This is a genomic window from Plantactinospora sp. CA-294935, assembly GCF_050936445.1.
Classification (GTDB): Bacteria; Actinomycetota; Actinomycetes; order Mycobacteriales; family Micromonosporaceae; genus Plantactinospora.
On sequence record NZ_JBNJMU010000001.1, the window covers coordinates 10,371,496 to 10,394,841 of the forward strand.

Genomic DNA, 23,346 nt, shown 5'->3' on the forward strand with positions numbered 1-23,346 from the left:
CGACCGACCTGGCTGGCCGGCGTACCAGCGCGGGTACGCCGGCCACCCATCCCCTCGACGGAAGGAATCCCCATGAGCGGTCCGTCCCATCCGCTCCGTACGGCAGCCGCCGCTCTCGGCGCCGTACTGCTCGCCGCCGGTCTGGTCGCCGGCCCCGCCCCGAGCCCCGTCTTCGCCGCCGCCACCATCACCAACCCGGGCTTCGAGTCGTCCGGCGCCGGCCAGAGCCCGGCGGGCTGGTCCGAGTCGTCCAGCTCCGGGCAGCAGAGCGCCAGCTTCACCGAGGCCGGCGGGCGGTCCGGCAACTACCAGTTGGCGCACTGGGCCTCCGGCGCCTACCGGGTCGAGACCTACCAGCAGCTCACCGGGCTCGGCGCCGGGTCGTACACGTTGCGGGCCTGGGTCCGCTCCGGCGGCGGCCAGGTCGCGGCGTACCTGGCGCTGCGCAACTGCGGCGGCGCCGAGCAGCGGGTCACCATCCCGACCGCGTCGAACTGGACCCAGATCTCGGTGACCGCCCAGGTCAGCAGCGGGCAGTGCACCGCCGTGGTGGTCTCCGACGCCCGGGCCGGAAACTGGATCAACGTGGACGACGTCGAGTTCACCGGCGGTGGCACCGGCAATCCGGGTGGCAGCATCTCGATCCGCGGTGTCGACATCTCCACCCTGCTCAAGAGCCAGGACCGGGGCGGCGTCTACCGGGACGCCGCCGGCACCCAGCGGGAACCGCTGCAACTGCTCACCAGCAACGGGGTCAACTACGCCCGGCTGAAGGTCTGGGTCAACCCGGCCGACGGCTACAACAACCGGGCCCGGGTGCTGACCATGGCCAGCCGGATCAAGGCGCAGGGGATGCGGCTGCTGGTCGACTTCCACTACTCGGACAGCTGGGCCGACCCGGGCAAGCAGAACAAGCCCGCCGCCTGGAGCGGCTACAGCTTCACCCAGCTCCGGGACGCGGTCTACAACCACACGTACGACGTGCTGAACGCACTGAAGGCGCAGGGTACGACGGCCGACATGGTGCAGGTCGGCAACGAGATCAACGACGGCATGCTCTGGCCGGACGGGCGCAGTAACAACTGGACCAACCTGGCCGCCCTGCTCACCGCCGGCAGCAACGCGGTGAAGGCGGTGAACAGCTCGACCCAGGTGATGCTGCACCTGGCCGAGGGCGGCAACAACTCGCAGCACCGTTGGTGGTTCGACCAGGCCACTTCGCGGGGAGTGCCGTTCGACGTGATCGGGGTGTCGCACTACCTCTACTGGCACGGCTCGCTGGCCAGTCTCCAGGCCAACCTGAACGACCTGGCCTCCCGGTACGGCCGGCCGGTGGTGGTCGCCGAGACCGCGTACGGCTTCACCCTGAACGCCGACGACAGCGAGCCGAACATCTTCAACTCCTCGTTGCAGTCCGCCGGCGGCTATCCGGCCACTCCGCAGGGCCAGGCCGACGCGCTGCGGGCGGTGTTCGACGTGGTCCGCTCGGTGCCGAACGGGCGGGGCCTCGGCGTCTTCTACTGGGAGCCCACCTGGACGGCGGTGCCCGGCAACGGCTGGGATCCGACCAACCCGTCCTCGGGCAACGGCTGGGAGAACCAGGCGCTCTTCGACTACGGCGACCGCGCGCTGCCGGGGCTGGCGGTCTTCGGCTCGGTGTGACGCGAGGCACACCGGCCCGGCCGGGCCGGTGTGCACACCTGTGGCGGCTCCCGCCCGGATCACCGGGCGGGAGCCGCCGTCGTCGGTGGCGCACACCGCCGCACATAAGATAGACAGCCGTAAATAAAACCTGTTACAAGCTGTTAGCGATGGCGAGCGCTAGGGATCGATGTCTTTCGATGTAACCTGGTAGTCGGCGTCCGTTTACCCACCGGCCACCGGATGATATCCAGGAGGACAGGACCCATGCCCCAACTCGCCCTCTTTGCGGCGGACATCGTCGCAGTGATCCTGCTCGTGTTCGGGCTCTACTTCCCACGCCACCGACGCCGAGACCTGGTCGCCGCGTACCTCGGCGTCAACATCGGGGTAATGGCGGTGGCGAGTTCGCTCAGCACCAGCAGCGCCGGTACCGGTCTGGGTCTCGGTCTGGCGCTCTTCGGGGTGCTCTCCATCATCCGGCTCCGCTCCACCGAGCTCGACCAGCACGAGGTGGCGTACTACTTCTCGGCGCTGGCGCTCGGCATCCTCTCCGCCCTCGGCGGCGGTCCGGCGTGGCAGGTCCCGACCATGATGGCCCTGATCCTCGTGGTGATGTTCGTCGGCGACCACCCCCGGCTGTTCCGCAACTACCGGCGGCAGAGCATGTTCCTCGACTCGGCCATCACCGACCACGTCGCGCTGGTCGCCTATCTCGAACAGAAGCTCGGCGCCCGGGTGCACTCGGCCAGCGTCCAGCGCCTCGACCTGGTCAACGACACCACCCTGGTGGACGTACGGTACTCGCACCCCTCGGTGCGGCAAGCGGTCCGGAACGTCCCGGTGGCCACCGGTGGGGTGCCGCGATGACCATCGCCGTCGACTGCGCCCCGCCCGCACACCTGAAACCGATCGGACTGGACGAACTCACCGAACGCGCGGCGTTGCAGACCCGGGTGGACCGCAAGTACGTGCTGCCGGTCACCGAGGCACGGGCCGTCGTCGCCCAGCTCGACCTGGACACCCTGGCCCTGGAGATCGACGGACGCCGCTGCTTCAACTACCGCTCGGTCTACTTCGACACCCCGGAACTGACCAGCTATCTGCTCACCGCCCAGCGCCGGCGCCGCCGGTTCAAGGTACGCACCCGGACCTATCTCGACTCGGCGGAGTGCTGGCTCGAGGTGAAGACGCGCGGCCGCAGGGGCAACACCGTGAAGGACCGGCTGCCGTACCGGCCGGACCACGAGCGGAACCTCACCCTCGGGCGGGAGTTCGTCGACGACGTACTCGCGAGGGAGTCGATCGAGGTCGGCGGCCGGGTCTTCGCCCCGGTCCTCGTCACGCGATACCGGCGCAGCACACTCTTCCTCGCCGCCACGGTGAGCCGGGTGACCATCGACACCGAGCTGACCTGGGAGGGCGACACCGGCCCGCTCCAGCTACCGGGGCTGGCGGTGGTCGAGACCAAGACCGGTTCGACCGCGTCCTGCGTGGACCGCCTGCTCTGGGCGCGGGGCCACCGGCCGGTCAGGATCTCCAAGTACGCCACCGGGCTGGCCGCGCTCCGGCCGGACCTGCCGTCGGCGCCCTGGCGCCGCACCCTGCGCCGGCACTTCGCCTTCACCGGGGCCACCGACGGCCACCGGTCCCATTTCGACGTCGACCGATCCGGTCTCAGCCTCGTGGCGAGCGCGGTCCGTCCCCCGAACAGCTCTGGAACGGAGTAGGAATGCGCGCACTCGGCTACTACCTGGCGGGCGTCCTGGTCGCCGCGGCGATGGGTCCGGCGGCCGGCCCCGCCCCGGGGCGGGACGACGGGCCCGACCGTCCGGTCTCGGTCGCCCAGGGCACGGCGGCCCAGAACGGCGGCGGGGCGGCCGCCGGACCGGTGCACGGCTCCACCGACGCGGCGGCGGAGGCCCAGGCGGACCCGACCGGTGACATCACCTTCTCGGTGCCGAGCGGCACCTTCCAGGGCGAGGTCTCGGTCGCGCTGGGCAGCACGGTGAGCGGGGCGGAGGTCCGATACTCCACCGACGGCCAGCCACCCGGCGCCAGCTCGCCGGTGTACTCCGGCACACCGCTGAGGTTCACCCGCACCACGCAGCTCCGGGCCCAGGCGTACCTGAACGGCGCTCCCACCGGCGCACCCGGCACCGCCATGTACGTCGCCCGGGCGGTGAACACCAGCCACGACCTGCCGGTCCTGCTGCTGGACGCGTACGGTGCCGGCGCTCCGGGGCGCGAGTACGTCGACACCGCCGTCATGCAGTTCTCGCCGGTGAACGGGGCGACCTCGCTGTCCGCCGCACCGAGCCTGGTCACCCGGGGCGGCTTCCACCTGCGCGGGAACTCCAGTGCGATGTTCCCGAAGACGCCGTACCGGCTGGAGCTGCGGGACAACGCCGACGACGACGCCGACCTGCCGCTGCTGGGCATGCCGGCCGACTCCGACTGGGTGCTGCGCGGGCCGTACTCCGACAAGGCGCTGATCCGGGACGCCTTCATGCACGGCCTCGGCCAGGACATGGGCCTGCACGCCCCGCGCTTCGCCTTCGCCGAGGTGTACGTGAACACCGACGCGCAGCCGGTGGCGGCGACCGACTACCTCGGGGTCTATCTGATCATGGAGACCATCAAGAACTCGAAGAACCGGCTCGACCTGAAGCAGCTCGACGAGGAGGACGTCACGCTGCCCAAGCTGACCGGCGGATACATCTTCAAGTTCGAGTGGATGGCGGCCGAGGAGCCGACCCTGCCCTGCCAGGGCGCCGACGCGACCTGCTGGCACTACCTGGAGGTGGTCGACCCCGACCCGCTGCAACCGGCGCAGGCCGACTGGCTGCGCCAGCACATCCAGCAGTTCCACGACCTGTTGCGCAGTCCCGGCTTCGCCGATCCGGTGACCGGTTACCCGTCCTTCATCGACGTCGACTCCTTCGTCGACCAGCTCATCATCAACGAGCTGGGCCGCGGCATGGACGCGTATCTGCGGAGCGCGTACTTCCACAAGGACCGGGACGGCAAGATCGTCGCGGGCCCGCTCTGGGACTTCGACCTGACCTTCGGGGTGGGCGGTTTCTTCCAGAACGACCAGATCGCCGGCTGGCAGCACCAGCAGACTCGCAGCCCGAGCGCGAACGACTGGTTCCAACGGCTGCTCCAGGACCCGGCCTTCGTCGACCGGGTCCGGGCCCGCTGGCAGCAGCTCCGCCAGGAGGTGCTCTCCAACGCCCAGCTCCAGGCCCGGATCGACCGGCTGACCGCCCCGCTGACCGCCGCCGCGCAACGCAACTTCCAGCGCTGGCCGAACCTCAGCACCCGGATGCTCGGCCCGTTCGTCACCCCGACCTCGCCCACCTGGCAGGGACAGGTGCAGTTCATGCGGGACTGGATGTTCCAGCGGGCGGCGTGGCTGGACACCACCGGCGGCTGGGGCTCCGGCGGGCCGACCAACCCGCCGGCCACCACCAGGCCGCCGACCCCGCCGGCCACCACCCCACCGGCATCGGGCCGGACGTGTACGGCTGCCTACAGCGTCGTCGGCCAGTGGACCGGCGGATTCCAGGCCAGCGTACGGGTCACCGCCGGGGCGGCCCCGATCACCGGCTGGCGGGTCGACTGGACGTACGCCAACGGCCAGACGGTCAACCAGTCCTGGGAGGCGACCGTCACCAGCAGCGGTACGGCGGTGACGGCGACCAACGCCCCGCACAACGGGACGCTCGGCGCCGGGGCCAGTACGACCTTCGGGTTCCTCGGTACCTGGAACGGCACCAACAGCCTGCCCACCCCCACCTGTACGGCGTCCTGACCGCCCGCCACCCCTGGTGCGCACTCCTGCCGGCGCCGGCCTCTGGTCGGCGCCGGCAGCGTGATCTGGATCACGCGCAGGAATCGACAACCAGGCCGATGCGTTGTCGCCGATAGTTTTCCGATATATCGTTGAGCTATCAGCGACAGTCAGAAGGAGGCCCAGATGGGTTTTCACCGAGGGTTCTACGCGATGCAGGAAGCCCGGATGCGGGGCTTCGGCTTCCCGCCGCCGGGTCACGGACATGGCCACGGACATGGCCGAGGTGGCGGCCGGGGACGCGGTGGTGGCCGCGGACGCCGACCGAACGTCCGCGCCGCGGTCTTGGCGCTGCTGACCGAGCGGCCGATGCACGGCTACGAGATGATCCAGGAGCTGGACTCGCGCACCGGCGGTGCCTGGCGGCCGAGCCCGGGTTCGATCTACCCGACCCTGCAACTCCTGGAGGACGAGGGCCTGATCGCCGGCAGCACCGAGTCGGGCGGCGGGCGGCGCCGCTTCGGGCTCACCGAGGCCGGGCAGGAGGAGGCCGCACAGGCGGCCGCACAGCCGCCGTGGGCCGAGTTCGCCCAGGACACCATCAACAGCTGGCACGACATCCGGGAGGCCGGCTTCCAGGCGATGAACGCACTGCGCCAGGTCATGATGACCGGTACCGACGACCAGCGTGAGCGGGCCGCCCAGGTGCTCGACGAGACCCGGCGCAAGCTGTACGCCATCCTCGCCGAGTCGGAGTAGCCGGAGTAGGCCGCCGTGCGCCGGTGACCGGACCGGGTCGGTCGGTCGTGCGCCGCGCCCGGCGCGTCTCATCCCCTGCCGCAGGCGACCCGGACCACCGGGCCGGTCCCCGGGGCGGCGGTCAGTGCACCGTGACGGTGGGCTTGACGACCAGGTCGCGCAGCTCCTCGGGCAGCTCGGCACCCATTTCGTCGGCGAGCCGGACTGCCTCCTCGATCAGGGTCTCCACGATCTGACCCTCGGGCACAGTCTTGATCACCTGGCCCTTGACGAAGATCTGCCCCTTACCGTTGCCGGAGGCCACCCCGAGATCCGCCTCCCGCGCCTCACCGGGACCGTTGACCACGCAGCCCATTACCGCCACCCGCAGCGGCACCGGCAGCCCTTCCAGACCCGCGGTGACCTCCTCGGCCAGCTTGTAGACGTCGACCTGGGCCCGGCCGCAGGACGGGCAGGAGACGATCTCCAGGCCGCGCTCGCGCAGCCCCAGCGACTCCAGGATGGCGGCGCCCACCTTGATCTCCTCGACCGGGGGCGCGGAGAGCGAGACCCGGATGGTGTCGCCGATCCCCTCCGCGAGCAGCGCGCCGAAGGCCACCGCCGACTTGATGGTGCCCTGGAACGCCGGCCCCGCCTCGGTCACCCCGAGGTGCAACGGATAGTCGCACTGCTCGGCGAGCTGCCGGTACGCCCGGATCATCACCACCGGGTCGTTGTGCTTCACCGAGATCTTGATGTCCCGGAAGCCGTGCTCCTCGAAGAGCGAGCACTCCCAGAGCGCCGACTCGACCAGTGCCTCGGCGGTGGCCTTGCCGTACTTCGCCAGCAGGCGCTTGTCCAGCGAGCCCGCGTTGACCCCGATCCGGATCGGTACCCCGGCCGCCGAGGCCGCCGCCGCGATCTCCTTGACCTTGTCGTCGAACTGCCGGATGTTGCCCGGGTTCACCCGTACCGCCGCGCAGCCGGCGTCGATCGCCGCGAAGACGTACTTCGGCTGGAAGTGGATGTCGGCGATCACCGGGATCTGCGACTTCTTCGCGATCGCCGGCAGCGCCTCCACGTCGTCCTGGGACGGCACCGCCACCCGGACGATCTGGCAACCGGAGGCGGTCAGTTCGGCGATCTGCTGGAGCGTCGAGTTGATGTCGGCGGTCAACGTGGTGGTCATCGACTGCACCGACACCGGCGCGCCGCCCCCGACCAGTACCGAACCGACCTTGATCTGTCGGCTGACCCGCCGGGTCGCCAGCGGTGGCGGCGGTACGGCGGGCATGCCGAGGCTGACGGCGGTCACTCTTTCTTCACCTCTGGATCAGGGTTATCGGATTGACCACGTCGGCGGTGATGGTGAGCAGCGTAAACGCGCCGCCGATCAGGATCAAAGCGTACGTTACGGGCATCAGCTTGAAGTAGTCGACCCGCCCGGGGTCGGGCTTGCCGAGCCGGGCGAAGAGCCAGGACCGGACCCGTTCGAACCAGGCGATGGCGATGTGCCCGCCGTCCATCGGCAGCAGCGGAAGCAGGTTGAAGACGCCGATGAAGAAGTTCAGCGAGATGAAGAGGAGGACGAAGACCTCCCAGAGGCCGTGCTGGACCGCCTCGCCGCCGAGCCGGCTCGCCCCGACCACACTGATCGGGGTGTCGATGTCGCGCTCCTCGCCGGTGATCGCCGCCCAGAGGGCCGGGATCTTCTGCGGGATCCGCTGGATCGCCTTGGCGGTGTTGACCGCCATCTCGCCGGTGAAGTCGGCGGTGGCGCCGAAGGCGCCGATCGGGCTGTAGGTGACGGTCGGCGGAGTGCCGAGCCCGACGCCGAGGGCCGAGACCGGGCCGGCCGGACCGTCCGCCTGGTCCTGCGGCGGACGCTGCACCTCGGCCAGGTTGACCTGTGCGGTCTGGGTCGTGCCGTCCCGCAGGAACGTCACGTCCACCGGTCCCGGCTTGGTCGCCCGCACGGCGTCCAGCATCTGGCCCCAGTTGGCCACCGGGGTGGCGCCGATCGCGGTGATCACGTCGCCGCTGCGCAGGTTGGCCTGGGCCGCCGGGCTCGCCGGGTCGCCGGGCTGACAGGCCCGGGCCGCGTTCTCCCGGACCACACAGGGCGCCAGCTCGATCCGGGCCGGCTCGTTGCGGATCTCGGCGGTGTTGGTCGGGTAGTCGGGGTTGGGCAGCCCCATGAAGATCGCGGCGAACCAGAGGGTCACGATGGCGAGGGTGAAGTGCGCCACCGAGCCGGCGGCCATCACCGCGGTCCGCTTCCAGAGCGGGTACCGCCACATCACCCGGGGCTCGTCCGCCGGGTCGACGTCGTCGTCCTGCGGCGTCATGCCGACGATCTTGCAGAAGCCGCCCAGCGGGATCGCCTTGAGGCCGTACTCGGTCTCACCCCGCCGGAACGACCAGATGGTGGGGCCGAAGCCGACGAAGTAGCGGGTGACCTTCATCCCGAACCGCTTGGCCACGAGCATGTGCCCGGCCTCGTGCAGGCTCACCGAGATCAGGATCCCCAGGGCGAACGCCACCACCCCGAGCAGATACAGCATCAGGCTCCTTCCACCGCTTCCGCGATGATCTCCTGGGCGCGCGCCCGCGCCCAGGACTCGGCGGCGAGCACCTCCTCGACGTTACCCGGTTCGGCAAAATCCGGGGCCGCCTCCAACACCCGCTCCAACGTGTCGACAATGCCGAGGAACGGCAGCCGGCCGGCCAGGAAGGCGGCGACGCACTCCTCGTTGGCCGCGTTGTAGATCGCCGGGCGGCAGCGGCCTGCCGCACCGGCCTGCTTGGCCAGGCGTACGGCCGGGAACGCCGCCTCGTCCAACGGTTCGAAGCCCCAGCTCTGCGCCGCCGTCCAGTCGACCGCGGGCGTGGCCCCGGCGACCCGGTCCGGCCAGCCGAGGGCGAGCGCGATCGGCAGCCGCATGTCCGGCGGGCTGGCCTGGGCCAGCGTCGAGCCGTCGACGAACTCGACCATCGAGTGGATGACCGACTGCGGGTGCACCACCACGTCGATCTGGTCGTACGGCACGCCGAACAGCTCGTGGGTCTCGATCACCTCCAGCGCCTTGTTCACCAGGTTGGCGCAGTTGATCGTGACCACCGGCCCCATGTTCCAGGTGGGATGGGCCAGCGCCTGCTCCGGCGTCACCCGGGTCAGCTCGTCCCGCCGCCGGCCCCGGAACGGTCCGCCGCTGGCGGTGAGGATCAGCCGGCGCACCTCGGCGCGGCTACCGCCGCGCAGGCACTGGGCCAGCGCCGAGTGCTCGGAGTCGACCGGCACGATCTGGTCCGGTCGTTGGAGGGCGGCGCGGACCACCGGCCCGCCGGCCACCAGCGACTCCTTGTTGGCCAGCGCGAGGGTACGCCCGGCGCGCAGCGCCGCCAGGGTGGGCGCCAGCCCGAGTGAACCGACGACACCGTTGAGCACGATGTCGCACGGCCACTGCGCCAGCTCGGCCATGGCGGAGGGACCCGCGACGATCTTGGGAATCCGGAAGCCGCCGGAGGGATAGCCCTGCCGGGCCGCCTCCGCGTAGAAGGCGAGTTGCAGGTCCTGCGCGGCGGATGCCTTGGCGACCCCGACCGCCTCCACCCCGAGTTCCAGCGCCTGGGCTGCGAGCTGGGCCACGTTGCCGCCGCCGGCGCCGAGCGCGACCACCCGGAACCGGTCCGGGTTGCGTCGGACTATGTCGATCGCCTGGGTACCGATCGAGCCGGTCGAGCCGAGCAGGACGACCTCACGCGGAGAAGTCACCCGGCCATTCTCCCTGACCGGTCCTGGACGTCCGCTGGGAGTGCCCGGCCGGCCGGAGCCCAGCCGGTCGGCGTACTCACGGAACCGGCCGCCGGACGGTGCCGGCCGGCGCGGCGACCGGGTCCGGATCGGCGACCGGGTCCGGATCGGCGGCCGGCGCGGAGCTGTCCGGGCCGGCCGGACCGGAACCGGCCGTCCCGCCCGACAGCAGGCCGCGCCGGGCCAGGAAGCCGGTCAGCTCCGCCTCCTGCGCCGGGGTCAGCCCGTCGCGCGGGATGTCCCAGTTCGCCAACCCGCCGGCCTGCCAGACGACGAAACCGAACGGATAGCTCCGGGCCCTGGCGATCAGCTCCCAGCGCAGCGCCCCGCGGGACGAGCCCGAGTCCCAGGCCAGTTCCTCGTCGGTGAGCAGCACAGTCCGGGCGCCGAACCAGGACGGGGGCAGCCGGGCCACCACCTGGCGGGTCAGGATGACGGACTTGATCATCCAACAGAGTCCCAGGCCGAGCAGGACCGAGCCGCCGATCGTGGCCGAGAACTGGTCCAACCGGTAGGTCGACACCCCGGCCGCAGACATCACGGCACCGAGCAGACCGGTGGCGATCCGGTTACGCCGCAGGGTGGCGGCGAAGAGACTCCGGGCGTACGCCGCGTCCCGCACCATGGTGTATTCGATGTGCACGGCGGGACACTACCGCCTCCGACGACCGGCTACGGGCCGCCCGGACGGCTACGGCCGGGCCAGCCGGAAGGTCTCCAACTCCTCGCCGCCGTACCAGTCGGTGCGCCGGCCGACGGAGGTCATGCCGATCCGCCGGGCGACCGCCATCGACGCCTCGTTGCCGGGGGCCACCACGGCGTAGATCTCCGGAACCCCGGCCGCGAAGCCGCGCTCGACCGCGCCCCGGGCCGCCTCGGTGGCGTAGCCGTGCCCCCACGAGTCGGGGTGCAGGTGCCAGCCGACCTCGATGTCGTCGGTGAGTTTCCGCTCGTCCCGTCCGGGCAGCGGCTTCAGCATCACCGTGCCGACCACCCGGCCGTCGTCCCGGCGCTGCATCGCCCAGATGCCGTACCCGGCGCCGAACTCGGCGTTGCGGACGTGCCACCGGCGTACCGTCTCGGCGGCGCCGGCCGGCTCACGGAGCGGGAGGGTGGGCGCGTTGAGGAACCGCACCACCTCGGGCCGGGAGTACGTGTCGAAGACCCGGGCCAGGTCGTCGGGCTCCAGCGTCCAGTCGCGGACCACCAGCCGCTCGGTCTCGTAGATCGCCACGCGGCCGGATGTTAGTCACCCCGTGCCCGGCCGGCCAGCCATTTGCGCCGCACCCCGGCACCGGCCTTGACCTCGCCGAGATCGTCCGGCCCGACATCGAGGCCCGGCCCGTGCTCAGCGCCGGCCGGTCTCGACCGCTGCCCAGGCCCCGGGCTCGGCGGCGGGGTCGGCCGGTGACTCGCGGATGCCGTACCGGCGGTAGACCCGGGCCAGTGGACCCGGCGCCCACCAGTTCCACCGGCCCAGCAGCCGCATCGTGGCCGGTACCAGCAGCGCCCGCACCAGCGTCGCGTCGACCACGATCGCCACGATCATCCCGACCCCGATCAGCTTGACGAAGACCACCCCACCGGTGGCGAACCCGGCCACCACGACGATCAGCAGCAGCGCGGCGGCGGTGATGATCCGGCCGGTGTACTGGAGCCCGGCGGTCACCGAGGCGGTGTTGTCGCCGGTCCGGTCCCACTCCTCGCGTACCCGGGAGAGCAGGAAGACCTCGTAGTCGGTGGCGAGCCCGAAGAGCACCGCCAGCATCAGGATCGGGTTGCTCGGTTCGATGAAGCCGGTCGGGGTGAAGTCGAGCCAGTCGGCGAGGTGCCCGTCCTGGAAGATCCAGACCACCACGCCGAACGACGCGCCGATCGAGACCAGGTTCATCAGCACCGCCTTGATCGGCAGCAGCACCGACCCGAAGGCGAGGAAGAGCAGCACCAGGGTTGCCGACGCCATGATCAGGGCCATCCATGGCAGCCGCGAGGTGAGGCTGTCCAGCAGGTCCACGTCGAAGGCGGGCCGCCCGCCGACCAGCACCTCCGCGCCGGCCGGTGCCGGGATGTCCCGGACCAGCCGTACCACCCGCTCCGCCACCGGGCCGGTCGGCTCGCCGGGATAGGTCACCGACAGCAGCGTGGAATCGCCCCGGTTCGCGGTCACCTGCACCCCGGTCACCCCGGTGACCCGGGTCAGCTCGGCGGCGAACCGCTGCGTCTCGGCGGCGGAGGCGCCGGAGACGAGTACCTCGACCGGGCCGACGCTGCCGCCCGGGAAGTCCGACTCGATCCGCTCGGCCACCATCCGAGGCACCGCGTCGGCCGGCAGTACCCGCTCGTCGAAGCCGCCGGCCTCCATCCGGACCGAGGGGGCGGCGAGGACCGCCAGCACCGCGACCACACCCAGCAGGTAGAGCACCGGTCGGCGCATCACGCTGCGGGCCAGCCGGGCCCAGGCACCGGAGCCGCCGACGCCCGCCGTACCGACGGTACCGACCGCGCCGGCCGTGTCCGGGCGACGCCGCCACGGCAGGCGTACGGCGAGTGCGTTGACCCGCGTTCCGAGCACCGCGAGCAGGGCCGGCAGCACGGTCAGCGAGGCGAGCATCGCGACCAGGACCGCGGCGATTCCGCCCAGCCCCATCGAGCGGAGGAACGACTGCGGAAAGATCAGCAGGCTGGCCAGCGCGGTCGCGATGGTGAGCCCGGAGACCATCACGGTCCGGCCGGCGGTGCTCATGGTGCGCCGGAGCGCCGCGGTGCTCGGATGGCCGGCGGCGAGTTCCTCCCGGAACCGGCTGACGATGAAGAGGGCGTAGTCGACGGCCATGCCGAGGCCGATCAACGTGATGATGTTGATGGCGAAGACGGAGACGTCGGTGACCATGCCGAGCAGCCGGACGGCGACGAACGCGCCGAGGATGGCCAGCCCGCCGACCAGCAACGGCGTCGCGGCGGCGACCAGCCCACGAAAGATCAGGACCAGCAGCACCAGCAGCACCGGCAGGGAGAGCGTCTCCGCCCGGGCGATGTCCTCGGTGGTCTGTTCGTTCGCCTCGGCCAGGAAGGCGACCGTACCGCCGACCTCGGTGGTGATCCCGGGGGCGTCCAGGGTCGGCCGCAGTTCCCGGTACGCCTCGGACTGCTCGTCCGGGTCGGTCGCCCGCAACTGCACCGCCGCGTACGTGGCGTGCCGGTCCGTCGAGAGCAGCGCCGGGGCCTGGCTGTCGTACCAGCTCGTCACCCTGGCGACCTCGGGATGTTGACGCAGTCGGTCGAGCGTGCCGGTGACCGGGTCCCGGAACGCCGGCTGGTCGGCGGTGCTGCTCGGGCTGGAGTAGAGGACGAGCAGGTCCGCGCCCTGGTTGCCGAGTTCGGCGCTGATCCGCTGGTCGGTGCGGACCGACTCGCTGTCCGGGTCCTCGAAGCCCCCGCCGGTCAGCGAGCCGAACACCCCGGTCCCCCAGGTCGCCCCGACCGCGACCAGCAGCAGACCGGCGCCGAGCACCGCCCACCGGAGCCGGACCACCGCCCTACCCCACCACGCGAACATCGTCTCGTCTCCCCCCGTCAGCCGTTAGACCCTGGTGCATAAGGGTTTCAGATAGCCGGTGGGCCCTGGTGGAGATCGACGATCGTGGCCATGTCCGACGACTGGTTCGTGCCACGCGCAATGGTCAAGCCGTTCATGGCAGTGGACCGTCGGTTTCCGCAGTCACGCTGAGGCGACCCCGGATCAGCGCGATCACGGTGTCGGCGGTCCGGTCGAGGTGACTGCGACCATCGGGGAGCCGGGCCTGCGGGCTGATGTAGCTGCGCGGACCGACGTGGGTGGCCGGGTCGAGCCGGTGCACCGTGATCTTCCCATCGCGGTGAGCCCGGTTCCATCCGCTCCAGCGGAACAGCCGCCACCGCTGCGGGAACATCCAGGTGCCGACTCGCTCGATCCGGTCGCCAGTACTCGTGAGCCGGTCGAGGTGCTGGGCGCGGCTGATGTCGTTGGCGCCGTTGTGGAACCCGCCGAGAGTGATCAGCCATAGCGGGGGGCGCAGTTGGGACCACAGTTCCGCCACCGCGCCGGTGGCGACCTGGGCACCGCCGCTGTAACTGAGCATAACCACGGGGATACCACTGTCAGGCCGATAACCGGCGAACCGGAGCTGAGTGGCGATCTGCGAGCCGACGGCGCGGTTGTACAGGGGTCGGTACCGGCGGTCGGCGGCGACGAAGGTCTGCATCACGTTGTGCAGGAACAGCACCAGACCGATGTGGCGGCGCAGCCAGTTCCACACCGGCCGGTCGGCGAGCGGAAGGGCCAGCGGGGAGTACGGCTGCACCTGGCCCAGCACCCTGAGCTCCGGCGCTCCGTCGATCAGGGACTTGACCAGTCGGCCGCCGTCGCGGGTGTCGTGGAAGCGGCGTTTCCCGATACCGTCCAGATAGACCAGGTAGGCGTCCGGGGGGCGGTCCGCATCCGCGCCTCGGGCGGGGGGCATGCCCTTGGGGCGTACGTTGGTGGGGGTCCGCCAGCCTGCGGCATAGACCAGCACCTCGTAGCGGGCGAGCAGAGCTTCGGCGAGCAGGACCGGTCCGACCCCACCGAGCAGCAGCAGAAGCGCAAACTCCATCATGTGAGCGGCTCCGGTGCTCTTGTCGTGTTGAGCCTCACGACCAGGCGGCGAATACCCTCGACGGCGACGCCGAGCCCGATTCCCGCGACGGCTACGCAGCCGGCGGCGTCCCACCAGCCGAGCCCGGCCACCGAGGCGAGCGCGGTGGCGAGGCCGGCCCCCACGCCCACCATGAGGACCAGGTGAAGTAGCGGCCCGAGCAGCGGGAACGCGAGGACTGCGGCAAGCAACAGCGGGGCGGCCAGGCCTGGTGTCCAGACCAGCGCAGCCTCGTCGGCCGGTGAGGTAGACAGCACGAGTTCGGCAAGGGTCCAAGCGGACAGTGGCCAGAGCGCGAATACCGCGCCGTCGACCACGGCGCCGCCCAGCACCATCCCGACCACCCTGGTGTGCGACACGCCAGACAGGCGTGCCACCACGGGCAGGAGACGCCCGACGGCCTCGGACAGCCCGGCGAACAGCAGCAGGATGGCAACGACAGGGGACATCGGTCAGCCCCGCGGTGGCAGATCCGCAGAGTCCGGCTCAGTCAACGGGCCGGTCTGCCGCAGATAGCGCTCGAGTTCGTCGGCGGCGCGCGAATAGCCGCCTGCCTGACGCTGGGCGACCTGAAGGGTGCTCGCGGCGGCCCGGAACCGGGGCTCGTCGAGCAGACGTTGGGCGAGGGCGCGCACGACCTCCACGTTGACGTCCTCGGTGCGGATCGCGAGGCCGGCACCGAGTTCGACGACGCGGGAGGCCACCAGCGACTGGTCAGCGCCCTGCGGGACCACCAGCATCGGGACGCCCGCGTACAGGGCCTCGTTGACGCTGTTCACCCCGCCGTGGGTGATGAACAGCGCTGCGCGGGACAGCACCTCCGGCTGCGGTACGGAGCGGTCGGCGATCACGTTGGCCGGCAGCGGGCCGAGCGCGGCGGGATCGGTGGGTCCGGTGGAGACGATCACGGTGCCACCCAGCGGGGCGAGCGCGTCGGCGAAGCTGCGCAGCAGCCGCGTGTCGGCACCGAACACCGTACCGAGCGAGGCGTAGAGCACCGGGGCCAGCAGCCGCTCGACCGGAAACGATGAGTCAACTGGGCGGGCACCGATGCTCGGTCCGACGAACCGGTAGGAGTAGTCGAAACTGTCGACCTCGGGGTGGAACGCTCGCGAGGTGTAGACCAGGTTGAGCGGCTGACGGATGTTCGCCAGGTCGACCAGGGGCACCTCACGCGTGTCGTACCGGCGGCGCAGCTCCCAGCGGGACTTCAGGTACCCCCCGGCCTGGCGGGGCAGGGCCGCCGCCGCGGCGAGCAGCTCCCAGGAGCCGTGGGTGGGGCTGGGCACGTGCCGGTTGAACGCGAAGGTGGTAAACGACGACGCTGCCGGCACGTCGAGTTCCCGGGCTGCCACCGGCCCCCACAAGCAGAGGGAGTCGTGCACGATCAGGTCGGGCCGGGCGCCGCGCAGATCGGTGAGGACGGCGGGCAGCACGCGTACGGCGGTGCGGGCAAGCTGCTCCATCACCGTGACCGGCGTCGGCGGGCCGGAGAGGGGTTGGTCATCCCCGGAGTAGAGGAGCACTCGCGCGCCGGTAGCCGCGATCTCCTCGGCGTAGGCAGGCGTCGTGTGGTAGGTGACGGAGTGGCCGCGACGAACAAGCTCGGCCACGACCGGCAGCGTCGGGTTGATGTGCCCATGCATGGCGATGTTGAGGAATGCGACTGTGCTCATCGCCCGACCCCGGACAGGAATGGGGTCAGCGCCCGGCAACCTGTAACGATCACGATCCGCCTTTCTCGGTCACAGCGTAGACGCTGCCGGATGGCATAGTGCCGTGGACAAGGTACTCGCCGGGTTCTGGGGGCCAGGTTCGAGCGGGTCGAGCCGCGTCGCACCGCGACCGGGTTCGTGTCCGGCCTGCTCGCCGATCGTGAGGTCAAGACGTATGCCAGCTCGCCGAACAGGCCGGGCATGCCCGTCCGACACGACGCCGGTAGCCGCGCACCGGCAACGGCCAAGCCCGCACCGGGGCGGCCCAACCGAACTAGGCTTCCCGAGCATGACCGCCGAGCTACCCTCCCGCGCCGACGTCGTGATCGTCGGCGCCGGCCACAACGGCCTGGTTTCCGCGATCCTGCTGGCCCGGGCCGGCCTCGACGTGGTGGTGCTGGAGGCCGCCGACACGCTCGGCGGAGCCGCCCGCACCGAGAACCCGTTCCCCAAGGTGCCGCAGCTGCGGCACTCCACCGGCTCGTACCTGCTCGGCCTGATGCCGCCGGAGCTGATCCGGCTGCTCGACGTGAAGCTGCCGGTGCTGCGCCGGGACCCGCACTACTTCCTGCCCACCCCGGGCGGGCCCGGCTCGCCGTACCTGCTCTTCGGCGCGGACCGGGAGGCGACCCGGCAGCAGATGGAACGGTTCTTCTCCCGGGCCGACGTGGCGGCCGACGACGCGATGCAGGCCGAACTCGCCGCGCTCCGCGACGACCTGGCGCCGGCCTGGCTGGCCGAGCCGCTGCCCGTGCCGGAGACCGCCGACCGCTACATCCGGCCCGCACTGCGCCAGGTCTTCGTCGACCTGGTACGCGGCTCGGTCGCCGACTACCTCGCCCGGTTCGACTTCCGCTCCGAACTGCTGGTCTCGATGTACGCGGTCACCGACGGCCTCTCCGGGCTGAACGCCGGGCCGGACGACCCGGGTACCGGCTACAACTTCCTGGCCCACAACATGTGCCGGCTGCCCGGGGCGGGCGGCACCTGGATGATCGTGGCCGGTGGGATGGGTACGGTCAGCCGCACCTTCGCCGACGCCGCCCGGTCCGCCGGGGCGAGGCTGTTCAGCGGTACCCCGGTCGCCGCGATCACCGTGGACGGCGGCGCCGCCAGCGGAGTCGTACTCGACGACGGGCGGAGCGTCGCCGCCGGGGTGGTGCTCGGCGCCGGTGACCCGTACCGGCTGATGGAGCTGGTGCCCGACGGCGCGCTGCCGGCCGCGCTCACCGAACGGATGGCGGCGGTCCGGCGCACCGGCACCACCCTCAAGGTCAACCTGGCGCTCGCCGGGCTGCCGGACTTCTCCTGCCTGCCCGAGGGGGCGCCGAGCCCGTTCGGCGCCACCATCCACCTGCTGCCCGGCTCCGCGGCGCTGCCGCCCGGCTCGGCCGGCGACTCGCCGATGGCGGCGCTGCGCGGCATGTGGGCGGACGTGCGGGCCGGGCGGCTGCCGGACGAGCCGACCATCGAGTGGTACCTGCACACCACCGTCGACCCGTCGCTGAAGGACCCGGCCGGACACCACTCGTCGGCGCTCTTCGTGCAGTCCGTCCCGTACGCCCCGACCGGCGGCTCCTGGGACGAGTTGCTGCCCGGATACGTGGCCCGGCTGCTGGAGATCTGCGACCGGTACGCCCCCGGCACCACCGGGCTGGTCGCCGACGCCGTGCCGCTGACCCCACCCGGCATCGAGGCGCACTTCGGGATCACCGGCGGGCACATCCACCACGTCGACAACACCGTCTCGTTCACCGACCGGATGCCGTACGCCACCGGGATCGACGGGCTCTACGCCGGCAGTGCCGGGTGCCACCCCGCCGGCAGTGTGATCGGCGCGGCCGGGCACAACGCGGCTCGCCGCATCCTCACCGACCTCGGTCGACTCGGCCCGGCCGCCTGAGTTCCGGCGGACTCCACCGTCCCGGACCCGCCTCCGGGCGGCAGACTCCACCGTCCCGGACCCGTCTCGGGCCCGCGGACTCCGGCCCGGGTGGAGGTCGGGTTCAGCCTGCGGTCTCGGACTCGGCGGCGGTCGCGGTCGCCGGGGTCTCGCCGACCCGGTGCGCCCGGATCGAGTGCCCGACGCTGGTCAGGCAGCGCCCGCTGGCCAGGTCGAACCGCCAGCCGTGCAACTGGCAGGTGAGCTGGTTGTCCTCGACGATGCCGAACCGGGTCAGGTCCGCCTTCAGGTGCGGGCAGCGCCGCTGCACCACCCAGTCGCCGAGGGTGATGTCCTCGGCGTCGGTGGCCCGCTCGTGCTCGTCGTACCAGCCCTCGGCGTACTGGAGGCGCTCCTCGGAGAGGCACTTGAAGAAGGCGTAGACGAACTCGTTGTACTGACCGATCCGCGCCGCCGAGAACCGGCAGGAGAGGAAGAGCGAGTTGACCCAGTCCACCTCTTCGATGTGCAGCAGGTGCTCGACCAGCGCCCGCTCGGTACGGAACCGGTAGCGGACCTTCTCGTCCGCGTACGGCCGGACCTCCTTGCCCGGGAAGTCCACCAGGATGGATTCGACCGACTCGCCGTCGTAGCCGACCAGGTCGAACCGGACCGGCCCGCCGACCCCCTTGGCGAGATAGATCGACTCGTCCAGCAGTGGCTCGATCCGGCGCTTCATCTCGGCCAGTACGTCGATCTCCGGATGCCGCCAGGAGGCCTTCGCCGCCTCGATCACCGGCCGGGAGCGCTCCTGGTACTCCCGCAGGTGCTCCTCCTTGCGCGCGAAGAACTCCCGCACGTCCGGCACCGGGTGGGTGGTGTGCACGGTGTCCGTGCTGATCTCGGAGACGCTGCCGGGAAGCAGGATCACCCCGTTGTCGTAGCCGAGCCCGGTGTAGTGGTCGAGGAAGACCTGCTGGTCGGGGAAGATGTTCCCCTCGTCGCCGTGGATGTCGTTGAACTGCCACAGCTCGTCGTCGAGGAAGCACGGCGGGCCAGCGATCGGGAACACCCAGGACGCCTTGAGGTCGTCGATGTAGCGGATGGTCCGGTCCATCTGCCGGTCCCGTTTCTGCTTGCCGAACGCGGTCTTCGCGGCGCTGGGCAGCTCGTAGACCATCGGATACCAGATCGCGCCGGAGAACTGGAGCAGGTGCGCGTGCACGTGCCCCAACTCGGCGAAGACGCCGAGATCGGTCGGGCGGGCGTCGTTCTGGTTCAGCAGCCGTACCCCGTCGTACTCCACCCAGAGCGAGGAGTCGCCGATCGGGCCGTCGGTGGGGCTGGTCAGCGCCTGGATCATCACCTTGAGGCCGCCGTCCAGCTCGACGACCTCCTCGCTCTTCGTCTTCAGGAAGCTGGTGAAGCCGAGTTCCCGCAGCTCGTCCTCCAGCTCGGAGGTGGGGTACTCCGGCAGCAGGACGGTCGCCTTCTTCGAGACGAAGCGCGTGAGGTGCGCCGCGTCGAAGTGGTCCCGGTGCAGGTGCGAGACGTAGAGGTAGTCGACGTCGCCGAGGCTCTCCCAGTCGAGCTGTGAATTGTCCGGGAAAGGGAACCATGAGGCGAAGTAGGCCGGGTTGACCCACGGGTCGCACAGGATGCTGCCCGCACCGGTGTCGATCCGCATGCTCGCGTGTCCCGTACCGGTCAACCGCACCGCACGGTCCCCCTATCTCGTCCCTCGCCACAGGCGATCACAGGTGTACGCCCAAACGCTACCGGAGGCCCCGTACCGGCCGACCCGCGACGCCGGGTTGCGCCACCCGATCGCGCCGAAGCCCTGCCCAGCACGGAGCTTCGAGCGGGGGCGTCAGGCCGCTCCGGAGCGTGGCGTCGGGCAGCGCCGGGACGCTGTACCGGGCAGAGCCGGCTGCGGCGGAAGGCCCGGCCCGTGCGCCGTACGCCGGGCGGCACATGCCAGACTTACCAGGATCCGATCGTGAGGAAAGGACCGGAAAGTGGCTGGAAGCGAGCCTGTGACGTCACCCGACCAACACAAGCCGGGGCACCGCAGGGCGGGCCAGATCGGCGCGATCCTCTCCGCGGCGGCGCTGGTGCTGATGATGTTCAACAACAACGAGGTCAGCGGCATCGCGAAGATCTGGCTCGGTTCGATCGCCGCCGCCCTGGTCCTCGCCGTCGTCGGCGACGCGATCCTGCGCCGCAACGGCCTGCGTTCCTGACCCTCGACCGTCGGCGTTCCTGACCCTCGACGCGACGCCGGGGCGGGCTGCCCGGAAGGCTCGGAAGACCCGGCCTCGACCTGGGCCGGGTGGCGGCCGGCGCTGATCGATGCCGGCCGCGGTTTCATCCGGCCCCGGGGCGGGGCCGGATGCGCGACCGGGCCGGGGTGTGTGACGGCGCTGCTCGTGTCACTGGCCGAGCAGCAGGTCCTTGACCTCCTTGAGCGCGGCGTCGACCTCGGCCTCGAAGTAGCCGCCAGGGACCAGTCCGAACCGGGTGGTGTCGAGGTCGGCAGGGTTGACCGGCATCGGGCCCCGCCCTGCCATGCTGCCGAGGATCCCCTCGAACAACCGGTCGACCTGGTCCGGGTCGTAGCCACTGCCGAACCGGCGTACCTGGAAGGAGCGCCGGATGTGGTCGATCCGGGCCATCTCGCTACCGGGTGGACCCATCGGCGGCGGACCGCCTACCGGTGGGCCTCCCATCGGTGGCCCACCGGCCGACCCGGGCATCGGCGGCAGGGCGTCGCCCATGCCACGCCCGGGACCACGAAGGTCCCGGTCCGGCATCCGTATCTCGGCCGTCATGTCCGCCCGGCTCGGCCGCCCCGCGTCGAACCCGTCGAAGCGCTCGTTCGCCCCGAACCCGCCGGGCGGCGCCCCCGGAGCGCCCGGGCCGCCCGGCGTACGCGGCGGAAGCGGTGCCCCCGGGCCGCGCTGCGGGTCGAACCCGCCCCGCTGCGGCTCGAAGCCGCCCCGCTGCGGATCGGGCGGACCACCGCGCTGCGGATCGAAACCGCCACCGCGTTGGGGTGGCTCCATCCCACCCCGCGGTGGATCGAACCCACCCCGCTGGGGCTCGAAACCGCCACCGCGCGGCGGTGGCTCCATCCCACCCCGCGGCGGATCGAACCCACCCCGCTGGGGCTCGAAACCGCCGCGCTGGGGCTCGAAGCCGCCGCGCTGCTGCGGATCGAAACCACTCCGCTGCGGCTCCATCCCGCCGCGCTGCGGATCGAAGCCGCCCCGCTGGCCGCCGAAGGTGCCGGTCGGCTCGTCGTACTGGCCGTAGGGGTCGTTGGGCGGACCGGCCTGGGCCGGCATCGGCCGCGGCGGAAGCTGGCCGGGTGGTAGACCCCGGTCGTCGCGCATCGGGGGCCCCATCCGCTCCGGCGGACCCATCCGGTCCGGAGGTCCCATCCGGTCGGGCGGACCCATCCGGTCGGGCGGACCCATCCGGTCCGGAGGTCCCATCCGGTCAGGCGGACCCATCCGGTCCGGGGCCCCCCGGTCGGCGAGCCGCGGATCCCCGCCCCGACCGCCGCCACGCTCCTCCAGCTCGGCGATCTGCCGCTCCACCCGGTCGAGGTGCAGGTCCACCTGCCACTCGTCGTACCCACCGAAGCGCACCCGGAAGACGACGTCGTGCACCTCCTGGGAGGCGACGGGCGCGCCCAGCGGCTCACCGGCGAGCGTGGCCTCGACACGATCCAGGAACGTGTCCACCTCATCGACCTTGTAGCCCCGCCGGAGCGCCTTGCGCCGGAAACGCTGACCCTGACTCGCCACTATGTCTCCTGGTTCGCTCGCTCGCTTCGCTCGCTCACGCCGCCGCCCCGCCACGCGCGTCGGCGCCGCAAGCGGCACTACTAAGCCTGTTGACCCTGTCGCTCACTGCGTCACCGCCGCGGCGGCCAGCTGGCCGCACGCCCCGTCGATCTCGCGCCCCCGGGTGTCCCGAACAGTCGTCGAGACACCGGCCGCGCGGAGCCGCCGGACGAACTCCCGCTCTACCGGCTTCGGGCTCGCGTCCCAGCGGCTCCCCGGAGTCGGGTTGAGCGGGATGAGGTTCACGTGGGTCAGTCGACCCGCCAGCAACCGACCGAGGATGTCGGCACGCCACGGCTGGTCGTTCACATCTCTGATCATCGCGTATTCAATGGACACGCGACGCCCCGTACGCTCCGCGTAGTGCCATGCGGCGTCCAGCACCTCGGCAACCTTCCACCGCTGGTTGACCGGAACCAGTTCGTCGCGCAGCTCATCATCGGGCGCATGCAGCGACAACGCAAGAGTCACCGACAGTCCCTCGTCGGCCAGCCGGCGCATCGCGGGGACCAGACCGACGGTGGAGACGGTGATGTGCCGCTGCGAGAGGCCGAGCCCCTCCGGGGCGGGCGCGGTCAACCGCCGGACGGCGGCCACCACCCGGGCGTAGTTGGCCAGCGGCTCGCCCATGCCCATGAAGACCACGTGGGACAGCCGGGACGGGGAACCGGCGATCGCGCCGGACGCGGCCACCCCGGCGAGGTACACGGCCTGGTCCACGATCTCGGCGGTGGAGAGGTTACGGGTCAGCCCGGCCTGACCGGTGGCGCAGAACGGGCAGGCCATGCCGCAGCCGGCCTGGCTGGAGATGCAGACGGTGACCCGGTCCGGGTAACCCATCAGCACGCTCTCCACCAGCGATCCGTCGTGTAGCCGCCACAACGCCTTGCGGGTCGCGCCGTCGTCGGTGGCGACCTCGCGTACCGGGGTGAGCAGGTTCGGCAGCAACTCGGCCGCGATCCGGTCCCGGGCGCCGGCGGGCAGGTCGGTCATCCGCGCCGGGTCACGGACCAGCCGGCCGAAGTAGTGCGTGGAGATCTGCCGGGCCCGGAAAGCGGGCTCCCCCAGCTCGGTGACGGCCGCCTTCCGTCCGGGAAGGTCGAGGTCGGCGAGGTGTCGGGGCGGCATCGCCGCGCGACGCGACGTAGACCCGGTCGGGTCGTCCGGCGCGATCTGGATCAAGGGCAGGCTCGTCATGGCCCGTCCAGTCTCCCACGTCGGCGCGACAACGCACCT

At 71.4% G+C, this 23,346-nt stretch carries 19 protein-coding genes; 7 read left to right on the top strand and 12 right to left on the bottom strand.

Going from position 1 to position 23,346, the window contains the following annotated elements; all coding sequences use genetic code 11:
• Window positions 1-72: 72 nt before the first annotated feature.
• From ACQEVC_RS44915 to ACQEVC_RS44935, 5 genes are all read left to right on the top strand, one after another.
• The gene (locus ACQEVC_RS44915) at window positions 73-1,662 is read left to right on the top strand and encodes a glycoside hydrolase family 53 protein (RefSeq protein WP_432890757.1); all 1,590 of its coding nucleotides are present in this window, start codon (window positions 73-75) and stop codon (window positions 1,660-1,662) included.
• Between the two features lie 246 nt (window positions 1,663-1,908).
• Window positions 1,909-2,511, top strand: coding sequence for a DUF4956 domain-containing protein (locus ACQEVC_RS44920; RefSeq protein WP_432890760.1), 603 nt, complete (start codon window positions 1,909-1,911; stop codon window positions 2,509-2,511).
• The gene (locus ACQEVC_RS44925; protein ID WP_432890763.1) at window positions 2,508-3,371 is read left to right on the top strand and encodes a polyphosphate polymerase domain-containing protein; all 864 of its coding nucleotides are present in this window, start codon (window positions 2,508-2,510) and stop codon (window positions 3,369-3,371) included. Before ACQEVC_RS44920 ends, ACQEVC_RS44925 begins: the two co-directional genes overlap by 4 nt.
• Window positions 3,372-3,373: 2 nt before the next feature.
• On the top strand, window positions 3,374-5,458 hold the full coding sequence (locus ACQEVC_RS44930; RefSeq protein WP_432890766.1) for a CotH kinase family protein: 2,085 nt from the start codon (window positions 3,374-3,376) through the stop codon (window positions 5,456-5,458).
• Between the two features lie 165 nt (window positions 5,459-5,623).
• Window positions 5,624-6,196, top strand: coding sequence for a PadR family transcriptional regulator (locus tag ACQEVC_RS44935; RefSeq protein ID WP_432890769.1), 573 nt, complete (start codon window positions 5,624-5,626; stop codon window positions 6,194-6,196).
• 121 nt (window positions 6,197-6,317) lie between these two features.
• Here ACQEVC_RS44935 and ispG read toward each other — a convergent pair whose 3' ends face one another.
• From ispG to ACQEVC_RS44980, 9 genes are all read right to left on the bottom strand, one after another.
• On the bottom strand, window positions 6,318-7,490 hold the full coding sequence (ispG, locus tag ACQEVC_RS44940; protein ID WP_432890772.1) for a flavodoxin-dependent (E)-4-hydroxy-3-methylbut-2-enyl-diphosphate synthase: 1,173 nt from the start codon (window positions 7,488-7,490) through the stop codon (window positions 6,318-6,320).
• Window positions 7,491-7,497: 7 nt separating this feature from the next.
• The gene (locus ACQEVC_RS44945; protein ID WP_432890775.1) at window positions 7,498-8,739 is read right to left on the bottom strand and encodes a M50 family metallopeptidase; all 1,242 of its coding nucleotides are present in this window, start codon (window positions 8,737-8,739) and stop codon (window positions 7,498-7,500) included.
• On the bottom strand, window positions 8,739-9,950 hold the full coding sequence (gene dxr / locus ACQEVC_RS44950) for a 1-deoxy-D-xylulose-5-phosphate reductoisomerase (RefSeq protein WP_432890778.1): 1,212 nt from the start codon (window positions 9,948-9,950) through the stop codon (window positions 8,739-8,741). Before dxr ends, ACQEVC_RS44945 begins: the two co-directional genes overlap by 1 nt.
• 76 nt (window positions 9,951-10,026) lie before the next feature.
• A complete protein-coding gene (locus ACQEVC_RS44955) occupies window positions 10,027-10,632 on the bottom strand; it encodes a hypothetical protein (protein ID WP_432890780.1) in 606 nt (201 codons plus the stop codon).
• A gap of 48 nt (window positions 10,633-10,680) precedes the next feature.
• Window positions 10,681-11,223, bottom strand: a complete 543-nt coding sequence (locus ACQEVC_RS44960; protein ID WP_432890783.1) for a GNAT family N-acetyltransferase — start codon at window positions 11,221-11,223, stop codon at window positions 10,681-10,683.
• Between the two features lie 114 nt (window positions 11,224-11,337).
• Window positions 11,338-13,545, bottom strand: coding sequence for an MMPL family transporter (locus tag ACQEVC_RS44965; protein WP_432890786.1), 2,208 nt, complete (start codon window positions 13,543-13,545; stop codon window positions 11,338-11,340).
• A 133-nt stretch (window positions 13,546-13,678) separates the two neighbouring features.
• Window positions 13,679-14,623 carry a hypothetical protein gene (locus ACQEVC_RS44970; RefSeq protein ID WP_432890789.1) on the bottom strand — a complete coding sequence of 315 codons (945 nt, stop codon included), beginning with the start codon at window positions 14,621-14,623 and terminating at the stop codon, window positions 13,679-13,681.
• Window positions 14,620-15,111 carry a hypothetical protein gene (locus ACQEVC_RS44975; RefSeq protein ID WP_432890792.1) on the bottom strand — a complete coding sequence of 164 codons (492 nt, stop codon included), beginning with the start codon at window positions 15,109-15,111 and terminating at the stop codon, window positions 14,620-14,622. The genes ACQEVC_RS44970 and ACQEVC_RS44975 overlap by 4 nt, the downstream gene beginning before the upstream one ends.
• 3 nt (window positions 15,112-15,114) lie before the next feature.
• Window positions 15,115-16,338 carry a macrolide family glycosyltransferase gene (locus tag ACQEVC_RS44980; protein ID WP_432890795.1) on the bottom strand — a complete coding sequence of 408 codons (1,224 nt, stop codon included), beginning with the start codon at window positions 16,336-16,338 and terminating at the stop codon, window positions 15,115-15,117.
• Window positions 16,339-16,666: 328 nt separating this feature from the next.
• Here ACQEVC_RS44980 and ACQEVC_RS44985 point away from each other — a divergent pair, with 328 nt between their 5' ends.
• On the top strand, window positions 16,667-18,280 hold the full coding sequence (locus ACQEVC_RS44985) for a phytoene desaturase family protein (protein WP_432890798.1): 1,614 nt from the start codon (window positions 16,667-16,669) through the stop codon (window positions 18,278-18,280).
• Between the two features lie 103 nt (window positions 18,281-18,383).
• On the opposite strand, the gene ACQEVC_RS44990 is transcribed toward ACQEVC_RS44985, so the two are convergent.
• Window positions 18,384-19,976 carry a Rieske 2Fe-2S domain-containing protein gene (locus tag ACQEVC_RS44990; RefSeq protein WP_432890801.1) on the bottom strand — a complete coding sequence of 531 codons (1,593 nt, stop codon included), beginning with the start codon at window positions 19,974-19,976 and terminating at the stop codon, window positions 18,384-18,386.
• Between the two features lie 301 nt (window positions 19,977-20,277).
• Between ACQEVC_RS44990 and ACQEVC_RS44995 the strand changes: the two genes are divergently transcribed.
• On the top strand, window positions 20,278-20,502 hold the full coding sequence (locus ACQEVC_RS44995; protein ID WP_432890803.1) for a hypothetical protein: 225 nt from the start codon (window positions 20,278-20,280) through the stop codon (window positions 20,500-20,502).
• 189 nt (window positions 20,503-20,691) lie between these two features.
• On the opposite strand, the gene ACQEVC_RS45000 is transcribed toward ACQEVC_RS44995, so the two are convergent.
• Both ACQEVC_RS45000 and rlmN read right to left on the bottom strand, forming a co-directional pair.
• Window positions 20,692-22,071: a DivIVA domain-containing protein gene (locus tag ACQEVC_RS45000; RefSeq protein WP_432890806.1), complete on the bottom strand. Its 1,380-nt coding sequence runs from the start codon at window positions 22,069-22,071 to the stop codon at window positions 20,692-20,694.
• A gap of 102 nt (window positions 22,072-22,173) precedes the next feature.
• Window positions 22,174-23,307, bottom strand: coding sequence for a 23S rRNA (adenine(2503)-C(2))-methyltransferase RlmN (gene rlmN, locus ACQEVC_RS45005; protein WP_432890808.1), 1,134 nt, complete (start codon window positions 23,305-23,307; stop codon window positions 22,174-22,176).
• Window positions 23,308-23,346 lie beyond the last annotated feature (39 nt).